Here is a 24,022-nt window from a genome sequence, read left to right on the forward strand (position 1 = left end):
AAAATGTGGTCATGGATATTATTCTTTGTCACGTTACCGCCGATTTTGATACGCTTGGGGCAGCAGTGGGGGCAGCACGTCTGTATCAGGGGGCGCGGATTGTTTTGACAGGCGGCACACAAGCCCCCGTGCGCGATTTTTTGTCGCTGCATCGTGATGAATATCCTCTGCTGGAAATGCGATCGCTAAATCCTGCGTCAATCAAAAGACTGATTTTAGTTGATACCCAATCCCCTGCACAGTTGGGCAATGCGGCAAAGTGGCTAGAGCAACCTAACATCGAGATCCATGTTTATGATCACCATCCCACTAATATCAAACCTAATTTTCATGCGTCTTTGTGGTGCGTGGAAGCAGTCGGTTCGACCTGTACGCTAATCATTGAAAAACTGCAAGCAAAGTCAATCTCCCTAACACCCTTTGAGGTCACTGCCATGGCTTTGGGGCTGCATGTGGATACGGGTTCGCTCACTTTCGAGCATACGACGGCTAGAGATGCGATCGCATTGGCATGGCTAATGCAACAGGGCATAAATCTCAAGCTTCTATCCAGTTACATTGACTATGCGATGTCGCCTTTGATGCAGGAGATTTTATCAAAAGCCTTAGCAGAGTTGCCTGCCCATACCGAAACCATTGAAGGTTATCACATTGCGGTATGGTCACTACATTGCGATCAGTTTCTGACTGGGCTTTCCAATGTTGTTGAACATTTGATGGAATTGATCGAAGTTGATATTTTGATGGTGGTAGCCTTGCAAGTTGACCGCATCAGTCTGATCGGACGCTCGCGCCATGAATTTGCCCAATTGCATACGCTGATGCAGAGCTACGGTGGTGGTGGTCATGCTTGGGCCGCCTCAGCATCATGGAAAGTACCTATTGATCAAGATTTTCAATTATCGAGACTTGTCAACGATATCAAACAGGCTTTATGCGATCGCATTCCCAAAACGATAACTGCCGAGGCGATGATGTCCTCACCTGTGCGTACAATTCGTCCCGAAGCCTCAATTGATGAGGCTCATCGGATTTTATTGCGCTATGGACATTCAGGCTTATCGGTGGTGAATGAGCAGGATCAACTTGTTGGCATCATTTCCCGTCGTGACCTTGATATTGCCTTGCATCACGGCTTTGGACATGCCCCCGTCAAGGGCTATATGGCAACCACAGTCAGACAAATCTGCCCCACCACGCCCCTAACAGAAATCCAAGACCTGATGCTGAAGTGGGATATTGGACGTTTGCCCGTGATCGATCAGGGCAATCTGGTGGGCATCGTTACCCGCACCGATGTCCTGCGTCACCTGCACCGACTCACGCCTGAGACACCCCAAGTCACACAAGTGCGTGATCGCTTGCAAGTACAACTCCACAAGTTACTCACGCCCCGCTATTGGGATATTCTGCAACAAGCCGCCAAGGCGGCTGATCACTTAAATTTACAACTCTATTTAGTCGGTGGTACGGTGCGAGATTTTCTGTTAAATCTGGCTACCGACGATCTGGACTTAGTGGTAGACGGCAATCATCCCCTTGTGACTGACGGTGAAGAACCTGAGGGCTGGGGCGTAAAATTAGCACGATCGCTGCAATCCGTTTATCCTGACACCAAGCTAGAAGTTCACGGCAAGTTCCAAACTTCCGCACTCACTTGGTCAGATGGTTTATGGATCGACATTGCCACGGCTCGCACTGAGTTCTATCCCTATCCTGCGGCATTACCAGAAGTCGCCGCCAGTTCGATTCAGCAAGATCTTTATCGCCGTGACTTTACGATTAATGCCCTTGCCCTGCGTTTAAATGGTTCTCAAGCAGGACAAATTCTCGATTTTTTTGGTGGTTTAGAAGATTTAGAAAATCGCACGATCAGGGTACTCCATCCCAATAGCTTTATCGAAGATCCCACTCGCATTATTCGTGCCGTCAGGTTTGCAGTGCGCTTGGGTTTCCAAATCGACGAACGCACAAAGGAATATGCTCAATCAGCTAGTCACCTTGTCCAGAGCTATAGCCGTCAAGGAATCTGGTCATATCAAAATACCCGACTCAAACAGGAGTTACGCTATGTCCTTACCGCGACCTATTGGGCAGAAGCACTCGATCAACTCGATCAATTGGGCGCATTGCAATATCTGCATCCTCAGTTAGCGATCACACCGATCATGATCGAGCAGTTGCAACGGGTGGGCGCATGGCTATTCCATTTTGGGCACATCTATCCAGAAATCGATCGCAGTCACATTTGGCAAGTGCGACTAGAGATGCTGTTAGTTACTTATCCCGATGCACTAGAGGTTGCCAAAAGATTACATTTCAACCAAGCAGGGCTAAATCGCCTTGCTACTTTTCCTTCTCTTTGCGATCGCATTTTTGCAAAAATGACGACTAATCTCAGTGCTAGTCAAGTAGTGCAGCTATTAGAGAATCTTAATGTCACGGAAGTAATTATGCTGGCAGCTATTGCCCCTGCGGAAATTCGGCGGATTTTCTATCACTACCTCAACGAATGGAACTTAATCAAACTGCCCCTTGGTGGTCGAGAACTAAAACTCATGGGGTATCAACCCAGCAAACAGTATCAAGTTATGCTCAATGCCCTCCGCGATCGGGTTTTAGATCAACAGATTTCCACTGTTTCCGAGGCAGAAGTCTTTATCAGGCAGCAATTTCCTTTGAACTCAAAGCTCTAGTTCCTACAATTTCCGCTTGATCACCACAAATGTAATGTCATCATAGACCTTGCTATTGCCGATAAAATTACGCACATCATTAATTACAGTTTCCCGAATCTGTTCTACTGGCTCTAGGTGATGTTGACTAATCAGATCGACCAAACGCTCAAAGCTATATCTTTGCTTTTGAGCATTTTCTGCTTCAGTGATGCCATCGGTGTAAAGCAGCACCACATCACCCAAATTGAGATTAATCTTGACCTCAAAGATAAAATTACTAATTTCATCAGTTAAACCAATCGGAAAGCCCAACTCATCCGTATCAATAATTTCAACTTCCCCATCAGCCCGAACAACGATGACACTCTCATGCTGTCCGCTCAAACGAAGGACATGATCGTGATAGTCCATCAGAATCAGACTCAAGTTCTTATCGCAATTCATGCGTTGGAGATTGTCATAAATAGTTTGATTGATTGTTGAGAGAAACTTAATCGGATCAGTTTCGCCATTGATTAGTAAAGCCCGAATCGCAGTTTGTACCATGATCATGATTACGCCGCTTTCTAAGCCATGACCTGTAACGTCACCGATGCCAATTTTGATATGTCCATTTTGCTGCAACACATCGTAATAGTCGCCACCCACTTCATCGGCAGGTTCCATAAATCCAACTATATCCAGTGCTTCGATGCTATTGAGTTCTTTAGTTTTCGGTAAGATCATTTCCTGCAATCGCCGAGTAACTGCTAGTTCAGAACTCATCCGCATATTATCCACAGTCAATTGTTGATTGAGAAAATTGATTTCCCGATTGGCGGCAACTAATTCACTAGTACGTTCACCAATAATATCTTCAAGTCTTTTGTTGATTTGATCTAATTCGGTATAGGCATGATCTTTGAGTACCACTTGCTCATGCAACTTAATGGCAGCGCGTCTATTTTCGGCAACCAGTGCCAAAATTGCGATCGCAGTTATGGAAATCACACCCATAAACAACTGTAAGAGTAATAGGGAATTGCTATCCTGTGAAATCTTGTAAAAAATCCCGACCTTGTAAGCCGTACTAATTGATGCTGTCATCGCAGTCACCGTGACCAACAAAGTCGTAATTCTTGCCCCAAATCGGAATGCTGACCATAGTAATGGGGGCAGCAGCAGATATTCGATTGGTTGGTTTTGAGCAAGTGCTAAATAAGATATAGCCGCTAAGCTCGTGACTGTAAAAAATAACTCTTGCAGCCGAAATCTATTGAACTGGGTGCTTGTTTTGGGACTCCACCATACCAATGTCAAAGGTGCAAATACCAACGCTCCGATCGCATCACCAACCCACCAACTCCAAGTTACATCCCAATAGTTAGCGAATGGGACAAGCCCTGCTACCGTAACATTGAGCGTTCCCAACAAGGCTTGTAATAAAGTGCCGCCAAAAGTAACGGCAAGGGCAAACGTCACAAAGTGTTTGACATCACCTAAAAAATAACTAGTTTGATTAAATCGCAATATTAAAGTCGTAGATAGTAGCGCACCTAATGTGGGGATTATTCCATAAATAATTGATGGCAGAAAAGATGACTTAGTGATCAAAAATCCATTTAGGGCTGCGCCCACAAATATACCAACCCATCGTGATCTTCCCCTTGCCAGTAAAGCACCCACAGTGATGCCAGCAGGTGGCCATACTGGAGAACCAAGTTGCGATTGTGGCAGTTGCAGCACCCAATTACTCACCCAAAAGTAAAGTAATCCCACAATTAGATTATCAATCCACCAAGAATTATGGATTACTGCTTTTGCCTGTGCCAAAAATTTCATTGGTGCTGCTATTACATAGAATGATTACTCTAGATTAATACAGCGCTTTGCGCTTACTTAAAACTCAGAAAAAATTTTAAAAGCGGCGCTTCGCGCCGCTTTTAAAATTTTTTCTGGACTACTTAAAGCAATACTTGCCTTCTCTACATTGGCACTAGATTGGCAGATAGACGCTTAAAGGCAAGACGCTCATTTTCGACATCCACAAAAATCGTGTCTCCATCGGTATAGTCACCGCGCAAAATGCCCTTAGCGATCTGGGTTTCCACCTGACGCTGAATGATTCGCTTGAGTGGACGTGCGCCATAAACAGGATCGTAGCCAACTTCAGCAATGAAATCTAAAGCAGCATCGGCAATCTTGAGGTTCATGCGACGATCGGCTAGACGCTCTTCTAGACGTTGTACTTGCAGCTTGACGATACGGCGTAATTCGTCGCGGCGGAGCGCATGGAAGATCACCAGTTCATCAATACGGTTGAGAAATTCAGGACGGAAGCTGGAACGCATCGATTCCATTACCCGTTCACGCATTTCTTCATATTTAGAATCATCACCAGCAATATCAAGAATATATTGCGAGCCAACGTTACTAGTCATGATGATGATCGAGTTCTTAAAGTCAACGGTGCGACCTTGCGAGTCAGTCACGCGACCGTCATCAAGGATTTGCAGCATGATGTTAAAGACATCGGGATGTGCTTTCTCAATTTCATCAAAGAGAATTACGGCATAGGGACGACGACGGACAGCTTCAGTGAGTTGTCCACCTTCTTCATAGCCGACATATCCAGGAGGTGCGCCCACTAAACGGGAAACGCTGTGTTTTTCCATATATTCCGACATGTCGATCCGCACCATTGACTCTTCAGTGTCAAAGAGATAGGCGGCAAGAGCCTTGGCTAGCTCGGTTTTACCAACACCTGTTGGCCCTAAAAAGATAAAGCTAGCAATTGGACGATTAGGATCAGCAAGTCCTGCGCGAGAACGTTGGATGGCATCAGCGATCGCTGTGACAGCTTCTTCTTGTCCAACCACGCGATTATGCAGAACATCTTCTAATTGCAACAGCTTCTCTTTCTCAGATTCAACCAACTTACTGACGGGGATACCTGACCATTTGGAAATGATCTCAGCAATGTCTTCTTCCGTCACTTCTTGACGCAATAGGGAACGACCTGATGTTTTGGCTTCTTCGAGGTTAACCTCAGCGATTTCGAGTTGACGCTGTAAATCAGTTAGTTTGCCATACTTGAGTTCCGCAGCTTTGTTAAGATCATAGTCCCGTTCCGCCTGCTGGATTTCGACATTAACATGATCAATATCCTCCTTGAGCTTGCGGATGTTATCAATTACATGCTTCTCCGCTTCCCACTGTGCCTTGAGGGTAGTTTGTTCTTCTTTTAGATCACCCAGTTCTTTATTTAGCTTTTCGAGACGATCTAGAGATTCGCGATCAGTTTCCTTTTTTAAAGATAGACATTCCATTTCTAGCTGAATTACCTTGCGATTGATTTCATCAAGGGCTTCAGGTTGAGAAGTAATTTCCATTTTTAATTTTGCCGCCGATTCATCAACTAGATCGATCGCTTTGTCGGGCAAGAAGCGATCGCTGATATAGCGATTGGAAAGGGTCGCGGCGGCAACTAGGGCAGTGTCCGAGATTTTGACCCCATGGTGTAACTCGTAGCGATCGCGTAAACCACGTAAAATCGAGATCGTATCTTCAACATTGGGTTGATCGACATAAACCTGTTGAAAACGACGCTCTAGGGCAGCATCTTTTTCGATGTATTTGCGATATTCATCAAGGGTGGTCGCACCGATGCAACGCAACTCACCACGGGCAAGCATGGGCTTGAGTAAATTACCTGCATCCATGGCTCCCTGTGTTGCCCCTGCCCCAACAACGGTATGGATTTCATCGATAAAGAGAATGAACTGACCGCTTGATTCAGTAACTTCTTTGAGAACAGCTTTTAGTCTTTCTTCAAACTCACCACGATATTTTGCCCCTGCAATCAGTCCGCCCATATCGAGAGCAATTAGCTTACGACCTTGCAATGATTCAGGTACATCACCACTAAGAATACGTTGGGCTAATCCCTCTGCGATCGCAGTTTTGCCAACCCCAGGCTCACCAATTAACACAGGGTTGTTTTTAGTACGGCGTGACAGGATTTGAATTGTGCGGCGGATTTCGTCATCGCGTCCAATTACAGGATCAAGTTTACCTTCGCGAGCTAATTCCGTAAGGTCGCGACCATATTTGGTAAGCGCTTCGTATTTATTTTCGGGGGTTTGGTCAGTCACTTTTTGGTTGCCTCTTACTTGCTGGATCACATTACGGAGCTTGGCTTCATCGAGTCCCATTTCCTGATAGAGAGGTTTGCCGAAGCGATCATCTTTGCAGTAGGGCAACAGGATATGTTCAATGGAGATAAAATCATCACCAAAACCTTTACGCTCTTTTTCTGCTCGATCAAAGAGAACTTCTAAGTTTTTACCAAGATAAACTGAACTATTAGAACTGGATACTTTGGGCTGACGATTGATGAATTCATCGGTGCGATCGCGCAGCCTTTGAATATTAATTCCCGCTTTGCTAAAAATATTGGCAGCAAGCCCTTCTTCTTCGAGCAATGCCTTGAGTAAATGTTCAGGCTCGATCTGTTGTTGCTGTGACGCTTTCACCACATCGGGGGTTTTTGCGATCGCAGCCCATGCTTTTTCAGTAAATTGATTCGGATTTGTTGGTTGCATCGCTAGTTGCCTCCTGTGGTTTAAAACTTCTGTGAATATCTTAGAGCGGATAGCTTTTAAACAGGATCGGTTCTACATCTCCAAAGGGTGCGTGTTTCCGTACAAAATATGGTCAAAAGCTATAGAATGTACTTAGTTAAAACCATAGCAAGGAGTAGAGAAAGAGTATGCAGCCAATCATTTTCCCTGGTTCTGCGGTGCGAGTTGTCAATGAAGGCGATACCTATTACGGTTTTCAGGGACAGGTACAGCGTGTGACCGATGGTCGCGTCGCCGTGATTTTTGGTGGTGGTAACTGGGAAAAGATTGTGTCATTTCGCGCATCAGAACTAGAACTAATCGACACCACCGTTAGCTCTAAAGCTAAAAAGAAATAATCGTGACAAATTTACCGACTCCAGATAAGTCAATAGGTAAATCTTCGGGCAAACCGTCTGGCAACTTAGGTCAGGCGGGACGTACTGCGATGACATGGATAATTCGCAGTGCCGTTTTGGGTATCGGTGCGATCGCAGGTTTAGGCATTGGTTTAGCGATTGCGATCGCACGTCCTGAACTAGTATGGCAACCCTCATTTGATTTTTTAAATTATAAAAAGCAACAATTTACACTCTCCTCAGAGGCTCTATTTGACCCTAACAAGTCTAGTATTCGTCCCGAAAGTTTTCGCCTATTAGATGAGGTCGCAGCCCAATTGCCCCTAGCTACAGGTAAGCGGATCCGAATTAGTGGGCATATGGAATTGAGCAAAAATGGTGATGAACTCACCCTCTCCTATTTACGGGCTTCGGCAGTTAAAGAATACTTAGCAAGATTGCGTGGTGAGCAAACCTATTCTTGGATGGTAGTTGGATATGGTGCTAGTAGACCAATAACTAGCAGTGATGCTAACAATCGCCAAAGCAATAGCCGCATTGAGATTTTTGTAGATGACTAGATATGCAAATCACTTTTCTTGGTACTAGCTCAGGCGTGCCTACACGCGGACGCAATGTCTCTAGCGTGGCAGTGCGTTTACCTCAACGCGCCGAAGTTTGGCTGCTAGATTGTGGTGAGGCAACCCAACATCAGCTACTCCGCAGCGATGTCAAAATCAGTCAAATCACCAAAATTTTTGTCACCCACATGCATGGTGATCACATTTTTGGTTTACCAGGTTTGCTAGCAAGTTGTGGGATGGCAGGCAATGTCAGTCACATCGACATCTATGGACCTAATGGTTTAGGCGAATATCTTGATGCCTGTTTGCGCTACAGCGAAACTCGTCTGTCCTATTCGATTAAAGTACATAAGGTCAAGGCAGGGCTAGTCTGCGAAGACTCAGAATTTTATATGATGGCGGCTCCTCTGAAGCACAAAGTAACTGCCCATGGCTATCGATTGGTAGAACGCGATCGCGCAGGTAAGTTCGATGTCGAAAAAGCCATGGCAATGAATATTCCTTCAGGCCCCATTTTTGGACAGTTGAAGCAGGGCAAAACCGTTACTCTCCCCGATGGTCGTAAAATTGATGGCAAGGAGTTTTGCGGCTCTCCCCAAGTCGGGCGCAAGATTGCCTATTGTACCGATACAATTTTTTGCGATAGCTCCGTGGAACTAGCGCAAAATGCGGATGTGCTGATCCATGAGTCCACCTTTGCCCATCAAGATTCGGATATGGCTTTTCAGCGTTTACATTCCACCAGCACCATGGCGGCACAGGTGGCGCTCTTGGCAAATGTCAAGCAGTTGATCATGACGCATTTCAGTCCCCGTTATGCCCCCGGTAACGCCATTTTGTTAGAGGATCTAGTGAAGGAGGCGCGAATGATTTTTGCGAATACTATTCCTGCTCACGATTTTATGACCTACGAGATTAATCCTTCGCACTAAGTTTGTAAGTTTGTGTTTGCACGGCGATGATTTTGAATTTACTACCGCAAAAAAGAGGGCATATGCCCTCTTTTTTATACCTGTAGGACTTACGCAAAGTTCTTTTGTGTAAGTCCTAATCTGCTTAAACTGTTACGGCGACAGTCACTACGTCCGTGGCTTCGGGGCTACCTTGCTCCGAAGGTGGCACAACTTGCCAGAACTTGGGTAAATAGCTCGACCAATTATCGAGAATTTCCTTTGCTCTCGAACTGCCAGTATGTTCATAGCTAGACTGAATTAGTTCCTTCAATTGCGCGACCCCTGCGGCAGTGACAACCCTTTGTACCTTGAGAACCTCTTGACTGAGACGCTCTGAAAACTTGCCGTCGATATCGAGGAAGTAGGCAATACCGCCTGTCATCCCTGCACCAACGTTGCGACCTGTAGTTCCGAGAACAACGATTACGCCGCCCGTCATATACTCGCAGCAGTGGTCACCTGTGCCTTCCACAACCGCTTTTGCACCAGAGTTACGCACGCCGAACCTTTCACCAGCGCGTCCATGGACGAATAGCTGTCCGCCTGTTGCGCCATAGAGACAAGTATTGCCAACAATCGAGTTGTCAGCAGGATTGAAGGTGACATGGTTACTAGGTTTGATGCTGATCGTGCCACCATTCATGCCTTTGCCCACGTAGTCATTGGCTTCACCGATGACAGAGAGATGTAGACCATTGATGTTAAAAGCACCAAAGCTCTGTCCTGCTGCGCCCACAAATTCGAGATTGAGGTGGCTAGCGAGTCCAGAGTTGCCATATTGCTTGGCAATTGCCCCTGATACACGGGTGGAAACAGAGCGATCGGTGTTAACGATTTTGTAGCTCTTATGGAGATCAGTTTGATTTGCGATCGCAGCTTGTACTTCTAGATCTGCCAAAATTTGATCATCGAGAACTGCACCATTGCTGTGGGCAGTAGCAGAATGTTCTAACCAACTGCGATCGGTCTTGGTGTCAGGAAGGTTGATTAAACAGCCTAAATCAACTTGACTGAGATCGAGTTTAGCCAGCTTGAGATCTTGACGTTGAGTCAATAGATCCGAACGTCCGATGATGTCCTTGAGGGATTTGTAGCCAAGTTGGGCGAGGATTTGGCGCACTTCTTCAGCAACGAAGTAAAGGAAGTTAACCACATGCTCAGGGGTTCCGGGGAAACGCTTGCGGAACTGCTCTAATTGAGAAGTTACGCCCACGGGACATTTATTGGTATGACATACCCGAGCCATGATGCAACCTTCGGCAATCATCGCGGCTGTACCAAAGCCATATTCTTCACCGCCCAGTAGCGCCGCAATTACCACATCCCAACCAGTTTTGAAGCCGCCATCAACTCGCAACAAAACGCGATCGCGTAGTTTGTTACCCATTAGCGCCGTATGGACTTCCGCTAAACCAAGCTCCCAAGGTGAGCCAGCGTGCTTGATCGAACTTAATGGCGATGCACCTGTACCGCCGTCGTATCCAGAAATTTGGATGATGTCGGCATTAGCTTTCGCTACACCTGCGGCGATCGTACCGATGCCAATTTCTGAGACTAGTTTCACGGAAACCTTGGCAGTCGGATTGATTTGATGTAAATCGTAAATCAACTGCGCGAGGTCTTCGATGGAGTAAATGTCATGGTGGGGCGGCGGCGAAATTAGCGATACTCCTGGTTTGGAGTTTCGCAACATGGCAATATAGCTGCTGACCTTCGGCCCTGGCAACTGTCCACCTTCCCCAGGTTTTGCCCCTTGCGCCATCTTGATTTCCAATTGATTGGAACTGACTAAATAGGAAGGAGTGACACCAAAGCGTCCTGATGCAATTTGTTTAATTGCTGAATTAGCAGTGTCACCGTTTTTTAAACCCTTGAGATGAGGGAATGTCGCCGAGATACCTTGATCATTGACATCATTAATAGGCAAGTAACGCACAGGATCTTCGCCGCCTTCGCCACAATTGGATTTACCGCCAACGCGATTCATGGCGATCGCTAGCACTTCATGGGCTTCGCGACTCAAAGCTCCGAGGGACATTGCTCCTGTACAAAAGCGCTTCAAGATTTCTGAGGCGGGTTCTACATCTTCCAAAGGGATACTAGATTGATTGCTCTTAAACTCTAGTAAGTCACGCAAGGCTGTTGGTGTGCGGTTGAGTAACTGTTGGCGATAGACTTCGTAATGATCATAGCCTTCACCCGCGACAGCCTTGTGCAGAGCCTTAGCCATTTCAGGACTATTCATGTGGTATTCACCCGTGGGGCGATACTGCACAAAGCCATAGTTTTCTAGTTTCTTGATTTGCAATTCAGGGAAAGCTTGGGAATGGAAGCTCAATAGTTCGGAAGCAATATCCGCAAAGTTGACACCGCCAACGCGGGAAACTGTACCTTTAAAGGAAGTCTCAATTACTTCTGCACCGATACCGATCGCCTCAAAAATCTGTGCGCCGCTATAGCTCGACAATAGGGAAATTCCCATCTTCGAGAGGATCTTCAACAGACCACCTTCAACGGCTTTGCGGTAGCTATCTTGGACTTGCATAATTGATAGAGCTTTAATTTTACCGCTCTGCATTTGGGTTTGGGTCTTGGTTTTACCCCACCATTGGCGCGTAGTTTCCAGTGCCATGTAAGGACAAATGGCGCTAGCTCCATAGCCAATCAAGCAAGCAAAATGATGGGTACTCCAACATTGAGCCGTATCGACAATGATCGAAGCCTTCATGCGGATACCTGAGGCACTGAGGCGATGATGGACTGCACCCACAGCTAGTAATGGTGGAATATAGGCATTGTCGGCATTCAAATTGCGATCGCTAAGAATTAGCAACTTGGAACCATTTTGCACCGCTTCCACTGCCGCATCACTGAGCTTTGCGATCGCAGTTTTAAGCCCATTAGCTCCAGAAGATACCGCAAAGAGCATATCTAGCTTTGTGGAGGCAAAACCGAGGTTTTGTAATTCCTCCAGTTCAGTTTCATTAATTACAGGGCTAGACACCTTGATTTGGCTAGCGGATTCTGGTGTTGCTAACAGCAAGTTTGCCCTTTCGCCCAAAAACATGGACAAAGACATCACCGTACCCTCCCGCAGAGGATCGATCGGCGGATTAGTTACCTGTGCAAAACGTTGTTTGAAGTAGTCATAGAGCAGGTGTGGGCGCTGTGATAGAAAGGCTAGGGGAGCGTCATCACCCATACAGAACACAGGCTCTTTACCATCCTGAGCCATCGCTTCAATCACCATTTCCACATCTTCGAGGGTATAGCCAAATGCGGTTTGATGGGTGAGAACTTGCTGCTCATCAAAGGTATTGCTGTCCACAAAGGGTTTTGCTTCAAGATTTTTACGATACTGTTTAATCCATTCACCGTAAGGATGCGCCTTCACAACCCGCTCCTTAATTTCCCAATTATGGAGAACTTCATGGGTTTGCAAGTCTACGGCGATGGTTTGTCCGGGGCCAAGGCGACCCTTTTCAATGATCTCAGTTTCAGGAATATCCACAGTTCCTGCTTCGGAACTAACAATCACCATGCCATCATTAGTAATCATGTAACGAGCAGGACGTAAGCCATTGCGATCGAGAGCTGCGCCGACTATTTTGCCGTCACTAAAGGCGAGCAGTGCGGGGCCATCCCATGCTTCTTGTAAACCACTGTAATATTCGTAAAAATCAACAATTTCTTGGCGATCGCGTAAATCAGGTTGATTTTCGTAGGCTTCTGGCACGAGGATCATGATTGCCTCAAGGGGACTGTGACCAGTTTCGATCAACAATTCAAAGACGTGATCTAAGGTTGCCGAGTCACTTTCATTTGCCTTGAGAACTGGGAGCAAGTCTTTAATCCGATCGCCCTTAGCATCGACCCAATTGGGATGCGCGAGATCCCCTTGACGGGCAAGGAACCAATTGGTATTGCCCTGCATGGTGTTAATTTCACCATTGTGACCCAGAAAACGCATTGGCTGAGCAAGCGGCCATTTGGGTAAGGTATTGGTGCTGAAGCGGCGGTGATAGATGGCATAGGCAGAAACATACTCAGGATTCTGCAAATCTAAGTAAAAAGCATCTAAAATTGCCGATCGCACCATGCCTTTATAAACCATGGTGCGGTTGGACAGTGACGCGATATAAAAGTCACTACCGCCTTGAGGGTATAGCTTTTCAATCGCTAATTTAATGCGCCGACGGGTAATGTAAATGGCACGTTCTAGCTGATCAAGATTTTGATGCTCAGCATCGGCAAAAAAAGCTGCTTGTTCGATATGAGGCTGATTTTCGCGGGCTTGAATCCCTAACACCTCTGGTTTCACGGGGACAACTCGCCAACCAATCAGTTTCAAGCCTTCTTCATTGGCAATTGTGGCAGTAATTTCTTTGCATTGAGCTGCCCGATCGTGGTCTTTGGGGAAGAAAAACATTCCCACAGCCGAATGCTCTGGATCGAGCGTCGGAAAGTCTTGTTTGAGCAATGCCCAAGGAATGGCAGTCATCACCCCCGCACCATCGCCCGAATCTTGGTCAGCGCTACATCCACCCCGATGTTCCATACAAGTCAGTGCTTTGAGGGCATTACTGACAATTTTATGACTGGCTCTACCTTCTTTGTCAGCGATAAACCCAACCCCGCAGGCATCACGCTCTTCCACTAGCCAAGATGGACCTTGGATCAACTGAGTAGTTACAGACTGATTAGACTGACTTGTATTCACGCGGCTTACTTCCATCGGATTATCTGTTGCTATCAAAAAAAGGTGTATCGAAATTACGAGATTTTTGGGTTGACCCACGAAGTTATAATTACTTCCAAGTTTTTAGACATTCTGGACATTATTAAGTCTAAATTAAGCTTTCCATTAACAGATGCAAAACTGCTAATATCTGGCTTGGATAAGTTTGCTGAAACTGAACTAAGGCAAATAGATCAGTCAATCATAAACATGTGGCACTGGGACTAGGCAATAAAGACCAGTCTGGTATTTTAATATAAATTTATGATCAGTGGGGCATCATTGATTATAAACGACAAAGTTTTTCCTTGTGTTCTGCTGACTACACTTTTGCGATCGCAAGTGGCGATAAGATCTTGAAAAATATAGCGCAAGCTTTGCTTGCGCTATATTTTTTTCATTTAGTTTATATATTTAACAATGGCTTATTGGCTTCTCAAGAGTGAACCCCATGTATATTCATACGCGGATCTAGAACGCGATCGCAAAACGATTTGGGATGGGGTGAATAATAATCTGGCGCTCAAGCATATCCGCACGATGCAACCTAAGGACTTGGCTTTGATCTATCACACAGGTGATGAGCGTCGGGCGATGGGGATCGCGGAAGTGGTGAGTTTGCCCTATGTTGACCCAGCCTTGGATGACCCAAAACGGGCGGTAGTTGACGTGCAGGCAGTGCGATCGTTAGCTCAACCTGTAACCCTTGCCCAGATTAAACAAGATCCTGATTTTGAGGGGTTTGACTTAATTCGGATTAGTCGCTTATCGGTTGTGCCTGTTTCTGAGGCGCATTGGCAAAAAATCTTACAACTTGCGGAATTGTAGAAAATCCAGAGAATTAAAAGCACCGCTTTTAATTCTCTGGCGAGTACCGCATTGCGCCATGAGACTAAGGATTGACTTCCTGCTCATGCCAATTGTGTTGCGGATCGCGTGTGTATAACCAACGGTTTTGAGGATTACCCCTTAGCTCTAAACGATCAACTTCCGTTGGCTCTAGCAATAGCAAACAAAAATCAGAGATTGGTTGCAGCGCGTCGGGCAAGTTGCCATCACCGATATCCCCCACCCTGACCTCCCGTGGATGCGCCCATGCGAATTGCACCCTTGCTGAATCTGAGAGCGCTTGCCACGACTGCGATCGCAATTTTTGTAACTCATCGTCCAAATTCTGATGATCGATCAGGATCAATTTGCCTGAAATCCGAAACTGCGATCGCGTTTTTGGGAAATACCAGCCTATCTCTGCCCAAGGATTGACCGCAATTTGGGCGACTTTTTGACTACGTGCGTCAGTCACGATTTTGAGGCAATCTTGATAGCGATCGCAGTTTTCGATAAACCCGCGAAATACGACCGTGCGATTACGGGGACGACCATCTAAGCCCACGGTGGCTAATTGTAAAAACCTTGCTTCAGGTTGATTACGATGCTGGTGTAAACTTCGAGCTAGGTGCGATCGCCACATAAAAACACTTAGAATATAGTCGCGCTGAGCGCAAACCAATTCTAGACGGTTTTATGGCGAATTTGTGGATTGAAGGTGGTACGCATAGTGGCAAAACTGAGCAGATTGTGCAGCAGTTTTGTGATTGGGCAGAAATGGATTTTGCCCATCAGTTTAATCCGCAAGCCGCATCCCAAAGAGTTTTAGTCTTTGCTGTCGATGCTCAGCAGCGCCGCAACCTCAGCAATCGCTTAATGCTAGCAACCCATGGAAAATATCCGATTACATCGGTAACGCCAATCAGCTTTTGCCAAAATGAAGTGCGCCTATTTTGGACTTTGCTAGTCAATAAACTAGATTTTAAAGCTCAGTTTCCCTTGTCACTAAGAATCGAGAATGAACAGGAATTAGCAGCTAAGCTTTGGAAAGATCGCCTTGACAGTGGCACTTTACAAATGGAAGGAATTGGTCGGGAACGCCTAGTCAGACGACTATTAGATCTCTTCCTATTGTCTGCCTATGCAGGGCGGGATATTCTAGAAATCCCTGCCATTCTGAATGCTGGCATTGAAATTAATCCGATTGATTCAACAGATCCCAACCTTGTAGGCAGTAGCTCAGATCAATGGCAGGAAATTGGTGAAGCCTTGCAGGAATGGCGAGCCTATTGCTGGGAAAAGGGCTTACTTACCTATGGCATTATTACCGATTTATTCACCCATCACTTACAGCCCCATCCAACCTATCAACGGAAACTAAAGCAGAGATATCGCTATGTCATCGTCGATCGCGCCGACGAGATGCCAGCAATCACCTGTGACCTGTGTAAGTTCTTACTAGCACATGATGCTCAAGGACTATTTACCTTCAATCCTGATGGGGCAGCAAGATTAGGGCTAGGTGCTGATCCTGAATATTGGCAAGAAATCAAAACAGAATGCAAAGTTGTTAGCTTACCCAAGGCAACGGATACCCTAGGCGCACAAATTGCTCAATCGGTGTTAGAGGTTGTGAGTGAGCCAATTTTGCAATGGAAGGAACCTTACGACTCAGTACATTCCATTGAATCAGTTTCGAGGGCAAAACTATTTCGCAATGTTGCTGAGACAATTGAATCTGCGATTGCAAATGATATTAAAGCCAATGAAATCGCGATTATTGCCCCTGGATTAGACAACATTGCTCAATATGCGATCGCGGAAATTCTCCGCAAGAAAAACATCAACATCACCCCCCTCAACGATCAACGCCCATTATCCTATTCAGCAAAAGTGCGATCGCTAATTACGTTGCTAACCTTGGTCTATCCCAACCTTGGGCAACTAGTGAGCCGCGATCATATTGCCGAAATGTTAGTAGTCCTCACGGATGCGATCGATCCAGTCCGCGCAGGCATGTTAGCTGACTATTGCTTTGTAAGACATCCCGAAAATCCTCAACTACTAGAAGCCGAAACCTACAATCAATGGAATCGTCTCGGCTATGAAGCCACTCAAGCCTATGAGCAGTTAAGACAATGGCTCAAAGATCAATCTCCTAAAGATGCCCCACTTCTATGCATTGATCGCGCAATTCAGCATTTCTTTAAACCACGCAAACTCAGTTATGAGCATACATCCACCTTACAGTCGCTAATTGAGACAGCGCAACATTATTGGCAACTCGGATATCGCCTTGATCCTCATTTAGAGCGAGACGAATCGATGATCTTAGAAAACTTCATTCAACTAATTCGCCAAGGTACAGTCGCGGCTAATCCCTATGCACCCAATCTGCCTGAAGATAGTGTTGTGCTTGCCACAATTTTTCAATACCGCATGGCGAGACTATCGCATCGTTGGCAATTTTGGCTCGATGCCAGTTCAGAATTATGGCTACAGGGTGGCTCGGCGGCTCTATTTGCTGCGCCGCTATTTCTCAAGAATTGGCATGGCGGATTATGGACAATCGAAAACCAACGCGATGTTGATATGCAACGTTTACAAAGATTGCTCAGGGACTTACTCGATCGCACCCAAGAGCAGATCTATCTCTGCCACAGTGAACTCAATACCAATGGACAACTCCAAAATGGCGTACTCCTTCCTCTAATTGAGATTAGCGCCACCGCATAGAAATAGAACAAGGGGCTTAAGCCCTCAGGCTAAAGATAAATCGCCAACTGCCTCCAGACGGCTGTATTTGCCAATGGATAGAAAAGATTCCTCTAGGGTTTGAGCAACGGTGGGACTAATCCAGCCCAATTGTTTTAACAAATGGATCGAAACCGCAGTCTTCGCTCGCTTCGAGCCATCCATCACTTTAATCGCCAGACCCAAACCTTCCCCAATGCGCCCCATACATTGCACCCCTTCAGCCCCTGATTTGCTAACAACTGCACCATTAGTGAGACGCATCAACTCCGTATCAAACTGACCATCACCAGAGACCATATCAGGATGTCTAGTCATCGCACGGGTGATCCGTTCTAAATGCAATTGATCGTGGGCAGACAGCAGAGCATAGAGTCTTGCTAATTGACTAATTTCCAAGAGATAGGTGGGAACGCCACAATCATCATGGGCGCAGATAAATTCCGCCGCAGGCATTTGCAACAAATCTGCCATGGTGTTGAGCGCTAGTTGCTGAACAGGATGCTGCCGATCCAGATAGGAGGAGATTTGCCAACCCTGTTGTTTACAGATGGCGATCATTCCTGCGTGCTTACCTGAGCAGTTATGTTGCAGTGGACTTTTTTGACATTCGGGAACGGGACATTGCAACGCACTCGGCTCAACATCACAACGCCAGAGAATACTAAAAACCTGTCTGGCTTGGGCAATTGTGCCTTGATGCGATCCACAAATGATGGCGAGATCGGTTTCTGAAAGATTAAAGCGCTCCTGTGCGCCAGTAATCGAAACAGGCAAAGCTTGAATTGGTTTGAGACAAGAACGGGCAAAGGTAGTTGTCTGGGGATCTCCTGCCGCCGACAAAACCCGACCTCTGGTATCAACTACCGCAGCTTGGCAAGAATGTACCGATTCAACTATGCCTTCGCGGAGCAATTGCACGGTAATTTTGTTTGCAGAAAAACGGTTGCGCTTGCCAAGATTCATAATGTACTGCTTGAGGATCGCCACTATGATCCTACTTTAAGTTAGAGATCTATGTGAAGATATGTAACAGTTGTGTATTTGAATTAATTAAACTATGCAGACAGTATCAGCAAGTACCGCACCGATTGCAGGCGAGTATTGGCTCTGGCGGGAACAAAAAGTCTATTTTGTGAAGGCGGGGACGAATACGCAGCGTCCACCATTGCTGTTAGTGCATGGCTTTGGGGCATCCACCGATCATTGGCGCAAAAATATTGCTGAACTCAGCCAAGACTTTGAAGTATACGCGATCGATTTGCTGGGTTTTGGTCGATCGCAAAAACCCGATTGGCAATATAGCGGCAATCTTTGGCGCGATCAGCTCCATGATTTTATTACTGAAAAAATTCAACGACCTGCGGTGATTGCGGGCAATTCCCTTGGTGGGTATTCCTCATTGTGCGTGGCAGCAGACTATCCGCAATCGGTGGCAGGCATCGTCTTACTCAATAGTGCAGGCCCATTTACCGATACCAATCCTTTAGGGGCGAAAAAAGTAAACCCTGTGCAGAAAGCGATTTCCAAAACTTTACAGGGTGTTTTGCGGCAGCCTTGGGCAAATCAATTACTGTTTAGCTTTGTGCGCCAAAAGTCTCGCATCCGTAGCACTCTGCAAAAAGTGTATTTGGATCAGTCGGCAGTGACCGATCAACTCGTCGAAGAAATTTATCGTCCATCCTGTGATCAAGGTGCGCCGCAGGTATTTGCCTCTGTATTCAGTACGCCCCAAGGCAAAAAGGTGGATGAATTATTACAGGTGATGAGTTGTCCGCTATTGGTGATTTGGGGAGAAGGCGATCCTTGGATGAATTCCCGTGCCAGAGGGGCAAAGTTTCGTGAGTTTTACCCAACTTTGACGGAGCATTACATTAATGCTGGACATTGCCCCCATGATGAACGTCCAGAGTTAGTTAACCAATTAATTCGTGATTGGTACGCATTGATTTAATTTTTGGAAGCCCGCCTGCGGCGGGCTTCCAAAAAAACGATGTTTGGCAGGAACTGCAAAAACTGTATAATCAGAACTTTGTGAAAATGGCAACTTGGCAATGTATTAGCGGCTGTGGAGCTTGCTGCAATCTCAACCCTAGCGAGCGTCCCGACCTCGAAGAATACCTCACTCCTGATGAATTGCGGCAATATTTGAGCATGGTCGGGAATGATGGCTGGTGCATCAATTTTGATCACCTCAATCGCAAATGTGGTATCTACGAGCAACGTCCCCGATTTTGCCGAGTTGAGCCTGAAACGTTTTACGACATGTTTGCGATTGAGCCAGAGGATCTTGATGAATTTGCGATCGCATGTTGTGAAGAACATATTGAGTCAATCTATGGCGATCGCTCCCTAGAGTTACTAAGATTTCAGCAAGCAGTGGGTTGTGATTGAGATCACTAGGGCGGGGCGATATTAGTCACACCAATATCACAAGTTTTACAGGATGCTTAGACTCATAGAGGTATCTATTTGGGAGACATCCATGAATGATAGAAGCGTTATCAAGAACTTGGTAAGTCGTGCATTGCTCGTCAAGCGTCTTACCCCTGAACTAGAAAACATGATTAATCGCGAGCTTTCGGCTCAAGGTTACATCACTGACAATGATTACGAGGCTTTGGAATATCTGATGCAAGCTGTTGATAAAGGTCAAGTGCAGCAAATTAGTTAGGGAATTTAAGTGGATTTGCTTCAAGCAATGATCTTAAATAAACCTGTAAACTAGATTTGCATAATCTTCAGCATTGCACATATGGGTTCTTTGACCTGCCAGCGACGACGTGACCTGCGATCGCAAATGCGCCAATCAATTTCTTGGGCGCTGCTTTGTGTTGCAACGGGAATAGCGGCGGTCGCGGTGAATGCTTGCCAGCAGAAATCTACGACTTTAGACCCTTTGCCACAGCACCCCAAAGTACAAGTTTTTTTTAACCACAATCAAGCAGCACGTTACACCGACCCCTATCGCAACATTGAGCGATTCGGTGATGACCTAGAGCGAGTTTGGGTTGATAACATCAATCAGGCTAAGACCAGTATTGATATTGCTGTCCAAGAGCTGCGTTTACCCAATATCTCTAGAGCAATTGTCGATGCCAAGTTGAGGGGAATCAAGGTTCGATTAATTTTAGAAAATAATTACAGCAAAGCTTGGAGTGAGTTTACACCGCAGCAAATTAACGACCTAAATCCCCGAGATCGTGAACGTCACCAAGAATTTCAAAAATTTGCGGATATTAATAACGACGGTCAGTTAAGTGATGATGAACTAGACCGTCGCGATGGGTTGCGGCTGATTAAAGCCACAAATGTGCCTTGGGTTGATGATACTGCGGATGGCTCGAAGGGCAGTGGGCTGATGCACCATAAATTTATGGTGGTCGATGATCGGTTAGTGCTGTTTGGGTCGGCCAATCTGACCATGAGCGATATCCATGGTGACTTCACTAGACCTGATACTAGGGGGAATGCTAATAATCTATTGCGGATTGACAGCCCAGACTTGGCGCAAAGATTTAAAAAAGAGTTTGAGCTAATGTGGGGAGATGGCCCCAATGGTAAGTCAGATAGTTTATTTGGTAACCAAAAGCAGTCACGGAAAATCGATTATCTGATTGTGGATGGGGCGCAAATTCGGATTAAGTTTTCGCCTGATCCTAAGCAAACACCCCTAGAGCAAACTAGTAGTGGCATGATTGCCACTGCGATCGCAGGTACAAAAAAGACTGTCGATATGGCTTTATTTGTTTATACCGATCAATATATTTCGACGATTCTAGAAGATCGGCAACAACAAAATATTCAAATTCGCGCATTAATTGAGCCTCAATTTGCCTATCGAGATTACTCTGCGACCCTAAATATGTGGGGCTTACGGTCTGATCAATCCTGTAAAAAAGGGATAAATAACGCATGGCAGAAGCCGATCAATACTGTGGGCATTCCTAATCTTGTAAAAGGGGATACACTGCATCACAAATTTGCAATTCTCGATCGCAATTTAGTGTTAACAGGTTCGCACAACTGGTCAGGTGCGGCGAACTATACCAACGATGAAGTTGTGGTGGCGATTCAAAATGATCTCGTGGCTGCCCATTATCAAAGGGAATATGATCGCCTGTATGCTAATGCCACCTTTGGCCCAACCGCCAAATTAGTGAAAGAAACAGCGAAAGGCTGCGCGACAAGATCCAAATCTGAACCTACTCCTGAAGATACAGAATCGTGAGCAGTAACTTTGGCTAAGCTATTTAATTAGAATTATTGCGATCGCAATGCCTGAAGTTTTGTTAAGCTAGAATCTCTGAAATTCTGTGCGTCAATACTGCATCAACTACAAATATGGTCAATCTGGTTCAACCCGTCAAACCCACGATCGCATTTTCTCACTTGGGTTGTGAAAAGAACCGCGTCGATACGGAACACATGTTAGGGCTGCTCGTGCAAGCAGGTTATCAAGTCGATAGCAACGAAGAATTAGCAGACTATGTAATCGTCAATACCTGTAGCTTTATTGAAGACGCTCGCCGCGAGTCGGTACGAACCTTAGTTGAACTTGCCGAAATGGGCAAACGGATCGTCATTGCTGGATGCATGGCACAACATTTTCAGCAAGAATTACTAGATGAAATTCCTGAAGCAGTTGCCCTTGTTGGTACTGGCGACTATCAAAAAATTGTTGATGTGATCGAACGTGCCGAAACAGGCGAACGGGTTACTGAAGTTACCCAAGTTCCCACCTATATTGCCGATGACACCGTACCGCGCTATCGCACCACCAATGAGGCAGTTGCCTATGTTCGTGTTGCCGAGGGTTGTGACTATCGCTGTGCATTTTGCATCATTCCCCACCTACGCGGCGATCAGAGATCCCGCACGATTGAGTCCATCGTGGCGGAATGCGAACGATTAGCCAGTGAAGGGGTCAAGGAAATTATTTTGATTTCTCAAATCACCACTAACTATGGTTTAGATATTTATGGGCAACCTCGCCTTGCAGAGCTATTAACTGCCCTTGGACAGGTTGATGTACCTTGGATCAGGATGCATTACGCCTATCCCACAGGACTCACTCCCAAGGTGATTAATGCGATGAAGTCCACCCCCAATGTTGTTCCTTATCTTGATCTACCCTTGCAACACTCCCATCCTGATGTGCTGAGAGCCATGAATCGACCTTGGCAGGGACGAATCAATGACAAAATCATGGAACAACTCAAGGCATCACTGCCCGATGCGATCGCTCGCACCACCTTTATTGTCGGTTTTCCGGGCGAAACCGAAGAGCAGTTTGAGCATTTATTAGAATTTGTCAAACGCCACGAATTTGATCATGTTGGTGTATTTACCTTCTCAGCAGAAGAAGGTACACCTGCCTTTGACCTGCCGAACCAATTGCCTGAAGAAGTAAAACAAGAGCGTCGCGATCGGATCATGGCAGCGCAACAGGAAATTTCCTATAAAAGAAACCAGTTGGAAATTGGCAAAACCGTTGATGTCCTAATTGAGCAGGAAAATCCTAACACTGGTGAATTAATTGGTCGTTCCGCCAGATTCGCCCCTGATGTTGATGGGGTTGTCTATGTGCGCGATCCATTAGGTAAAGCGACTCTCGGTTCTATGTTTTCTGTGAAAATAACTGCGGCTGACCATTACGACTTATTTGGTGAGATTGTTTAAACAGAATCCTAGAGAAACTTTTCTTAATTTAAAAACCAGCATATAAGTGGCAGTGAAACGCCGCCACTTATATGCTGGCTATTGCTCGGCTAAAGTAGCAGCGTAGCAAATTTTTGGTAGCTGCGAATACATTGATTTTATTAAATTTATAGAATAATGATGTCTAGTAACTTTTATATAACTTTTTAAGGGTAAGTTACTAACTTTTATATATCTCTAAACGGTTATAAGCCCTGAAAAAGAGGGAATAATTGAAGGCATAGAGAAAATCAAAGTGTCATCACAAAGGTAGAAATAAAGATCTACATTGTTGATTTATTGACCTAATCCTGTATTGTCTAAGCACAATAACTTACTTATCGCACTTGGAAATTCATCACCGCAAGCAAGCACAACATCTCAAACAAATTAGCAGGAAAGACAATGGATACAATTTCTAAAGTTAACCAATTATCTTTACAGCAAGGTTTAGGTAACAAGAATGCGTTTGTGATCAAGCTTAGTAGTAGCAAATTTGATCATTTCGCAGCGTCTGAGTTGCTCGCTAAAATTGAATCTTGGGTTGCCGCCAATATGATGATGAGCAATAAAGATGTTCCAATCTTGATTGTGGATATGGAAAATGTCAGCTTTATTGACAGCGATGGTTTACAGAAGCTAGTAGCTGCATTGAGAATAATGAAATCACAGAATAGTAACTTGTTACTCTGTGCTCAACAGCCTTCTGTCCGTTTGGTATTTGAGATTTCGGGACTTGACCAATTGTTTGCGATTTTTTCTGATACACATACTTTCGATCTACAGGTTAATCCAAATCAATCTGTCGCAACTCCAGTGCTAAGTCTGTAATCCTAATTTGCAATCCT

At 45.6% G+C, this 24,022-nt stretch carries 17 protein-coding genes; 12 read left to right on the forward strand and 5 right to left on the reverse strand.

Features of this window, described 5'->3' with window-relative positions:
* Positions 1-11 precede the first annotated feature (11 nt).
* A complete protein-coding gene (locus tag H6F41_RS05170; RefSeq protein WP_190402418.1) occupies positions 12-2,696 on the forward strand; it encodes a CBS domain-containing protein in 2,685 nt (894 codons plus the stop codon).
* Between the two features lie 3 nt (positions 2,697-2,699).
* On the opposite strand, the gene H6F41_RS05175 is transcribed toward H6F41_RS05170, so the two are convergent.
* Positions 2,700-4,499, reverse strand: coding sequence for a SpoIIE family protein phosphatase (locus H6F41_RS05175; RefSeq protein ID WP_190402419.1), 1,800 nt, complete (start codon positions 4,497-4,499; stop codon positions 2,700-2,702).
* A gap of 143 nt (positions 4,500-4,642) precedes the next feature.
* On the reverse strand, positions 4,643-7,261 hold the full coding sequence (clpB, locus tag H6F41_RS05180; protein WP_190402420.1) for an ATP-dependent chaperone ClpB: 2,619 nt from the start codon (positions 7,259-7,261) through the stop codon (positions 4,643-4,645).
* Positions 7,262-7,437: 176 nt separating this feature from the next.
* Between clpB and H6F41_RS05185 the strand changes: the two genes are divergently transcribed.
* From H6F41_RS05185 to H6F41_RS05195, 3 genes are read left to right on the forward strand one after another with little or no spacing between them, the layout of a single operon-like run.
* Complete coding sequence (locus tag H6F41_RS05185; RefSeq protein ID WP_190402477.1) at positions 7,438-7,638, forward strand: NAD(P)H dehydrogenase subunit NdhS; 201 nt, start codon at positions 7,438-7,440, stop codon at positions 7,636-7,638.
* Positions 7,639-7,640: 2 nt separating this feature from the next.
* The gene (locus tag H6F41_RS05190; RefSeq protein WP_190402421.1) at positions 7,641-8,198 is read left to right on the forward strand and encodes an OmpA family protein; all 558 of its coding nucleotides are present in this window, start codon (positions 7,641-7,643) and stop codon (positions 8,196-8,198) included.
* A 2-nt stretch (positions 8,199-8,200) separates the two neighbouring features.
* On the forward strand, positions 8,201-9,133 hold the full coding sequence (locus tag H6F41_RS05195) for a ribonuclease Z (RefSeq protein ID WP_190402422.1): 933 nt from the start codon (positions 8,201-8,203) through the stop codon (positions 9,131-9,133).
* A 124-nt stretch (positions 9,134-9,257) separates the two neighbouring features.
* On the opposite strand, the gene gltB is transcribed toward H6F41_RS05195, so the two are convergent.
* Positions 9,258-13,889 carry a glutamate synthase large subunit gene (gene gltB / locus H6F41_RS05200; protein WP_190402423.1) on the reverse strand — a complete coding sequence of 1,544 codons (4,632 nt, stop codon included), beginning with the start codon at positions 13,887-13,889 and terminating at the stop codon, positions 9,258-9,260.
* 423 nt (positions 13,890-14,312) lie between these two features.
* Here gltB and H6F41_RS05205 point away from each other — a divergent pair, with 423 nt between their 5' ends.
* Entirely contained in the window at positions 14,313-14,720 is a 408-nt protein-coding gene (locus tag H6F41_RS05205; RefSeq protein WP_190402424.1) for an EVE domain-containing protein, read from the forward strand.
* Positions 14,721-14,784: 64 nt separating this feature from the next.
* On the opposite strand, the gene H6F41_RS05210 is transcribed toward H6F41_RS05205, so the two are convergent.
* A complete protein-coding gene (locus H6F41_RS05210; RefSeq protein WP_190402425.1) occupies positions 14,785-15,363 on the reverse strand; it encodes an Npun_F5749 family FMN-dependent PPOX-type flavoprotein in 579 nt (192 codons plus the stop codon).
* A gap of 53 nt (positions 15,364-15,416) precedes the next feature.
* Between H6F41_RS05210 and H6F41_RS05215 the strand changes: the two genes are divergently transcribed.
* Entirely contained in the window at positions 15,417-17,456 is a 2,040-nt protein-coding gene (locus H6F41_RS05215) for a hypothetical protein (protein WP_190402426.1), read from the forward strand.
* Positions 17,457-17,480: 24 nt separating this feature from the next.
* Here the strand turns inward: H6F41_RS05215 and H6F41_RS05220 are convergent, their stop codons facing one another.
* Positions 17,481-18,440, reverse strand: coding sequence for an asparaginase (locus tag H6F41_RS05220; protein WP_190402427.1), 960 nt, complete (start codon positions 18,438-18,440; stop codon positions 17,481-17,483).
* Between the two features lie 94 nt (positions 18,441-18,534).
* On the opposite strand from H6F41_RS05220, the gene H6F41_RS05225 reads away from it, so the two are divergent.
* From H6F41_RS05225 to H6F41_RS05250, 6 genes are all read left to right on the forward strand, one after another.
* Complete coding sequence (locus H6F41_RS05225; protein WP_190402428.1) at positions 18,535-19,428, forward strand: alpha/beta fold hydrolase; 894 nt, start codon at positions 18,535-18,537, stop codon at positions 19,426-19,428.
* Between the two features lie 86 nt (positions 19,429-19,514).
* Positions 19,515-19,868 (forward strand): YkgJ family cysteine cluster protein, encoded by a 354-nt coding sequence (locus H6F41_RS05230; RefSeq protein WP_190402429.1) that lies wholly within the window; start codon positions 19,515-19,517, stop codon positions 19,866-19,868.
* Between the two features lie 91 nt (positions 19,869-19,959).
* Entirely contained in the window at positions 19,960-20,148 is a 189-nt protein-coding gene (locus tag H6F41_RS05235) for a hypothetical protein (protein ID WP_190402430.1), read from the forward strand.
* 81 nt (positions 20,149-20,229) lie between these two features.
* Positions 20,230-21,705, forward strand: coding sequence for a phospholipase D-like domain-containing protein (locus tag H6F41_RS05240; RefSeq protein WP_190402431.1), 1,476 nt, complete (start codon positions 20,230-20,232; stop codon positions 21,703-21,705).
* Between the two features lie 113 nt (positions 21,706-21,818).
* The gene (rimO, locus tag H6F41_RS05245; RefSeq protein ID WP_190402432.1) at positions 21,819-23,156 is read left to right on the forward strand and encodes a 30S ribosomal protein S12 methylthiotransferase RimO; all 1,338 of its coding nucleotides are present in this window, start codon (positions 21,819-21,821) and stop codon (positions 23,154-23,156) included.
* A gap of 423 nt (positions 23,157-23,579) precedes the next feature.
* Complete coding sequence (locus H6F41_RS05250; RefSeq protein WP_190402433.1) at positions 23,580-24,005, forward strand: STAS domain-containing protein; 426 nt, start codon at positions 23,580-23,582, stop codon at positions 24,003-24,005.
* Positions 24,006-24,022 lie beyond the last annotated feature (17 nt).

Origin of the sequence: Pseudanabaena mucicola FACHB-723 (genome assembly GCF_014696385.1) — a bacterium.
GTDB lineage: Bacteria > Cyanobacteriota > Cyanobacteriia > Pseudanabaenales > Pseudanabaenaceae > Pseudanabaena.

Coding starts and splice junctions, on each gene's coding strand:
- H6F41_RS05235 (WP_190402430.1), top strand. CDS start 19,960: ATGAATGATAGAAGCGTTATCAAGAACTTGGTAAGTCGTGCATTGCTC.
- H6F41_RS05250 (WP_190402433.1), top strand. CDS start 23,580: ATGGATACAATTTCTAAAGTTAACCAATTATCTTTACAGCAAGGTTTA.
- H6F41_RS05230 (WP_190402429.1), top strand. CDS start 19,515: ATGGCAACTTGGCAATGTATTAGCGGCTGTGGAGCTTGCTGCAATCTC.
- H6F41_RS05175 (WP_190402419.1), bottom strand. CDS start 4,499: ATGAAATTTTTGGCACAGGCAAAAGCAGTAATCCATAATTCTTGGTGG.
- H6F41_RS05210 (WP_190402425.1), bottom strand. CDS start 15,363: ATGTGGCGATCGCACCTAGCTCGAAGTTTACACCAGCATCGTAATCAA.
- H6F41_RS05215 (WP_190402426.1), top strand. CDS start 15,417: ATGGCGAATTTGTGGATTGAAGGTGGTACGCATAGTGGCAAAACTGAG.
- H6F41_RS05240 (WP_190402431.1), top strand. CDS start 20,230: ATGGGTTCTTTGACCTGCCAGCGACGACGTGACCTGCGATCGCAAATG.
- H6F41_RS05170 (WP_190402418.1), top strand. CDS start 12: ATGGATATTATTCTTTGTCACGTTACCGCCGATTTTGATACGCTTGGG.
- H6F41_RS05195 (WP_190402422.1), top strand. CDS start 8,201: ATGCAAATCACTTTTCTTGGTACTAGCTCAGGCGTGCCTACACGCGGA.
- gltB (WP_190402423.1), bottom strand. CDS start 13,889: ATGGAAGTAAGCCGCGTGAATACAAGTCAGTCTAATCAGTCTGTAACT.
- clpB (WP_190402420.1), bottom strand. CDS start 7,261: ATGCAACCAACAAATCCGAATCAATTTACTGAAAAAGCATGGGCTGCG.
- H6F41_RS05205 (WP_190402424.1), top strand. CDS start 14,313: ATGGCTTATTGGCTTCTCAAGAGTGAACCCCATGTATATTCATACGCG.
- H6F41_RS05225 (WP_190402428.1), top strand. CDS start 18,535: ATGCAGACAGTATCAGCAAGTACCGCACCGATTGCAGGCGAGTATTGG.
- rimO (WP_190402432.1), top strand. CDS start 21,819: ATGGTCAATCTGGTTCAACCCGTCAAACCCACGATCGCATTTTCTCAC.
- H6F41_RS05220 (WP_190402427.1), bottom strand. CDS start 18,440: ATGAATCTTGGCAAGCGCAACCGTTTTTCTGCAAACAAAATTACCGTG.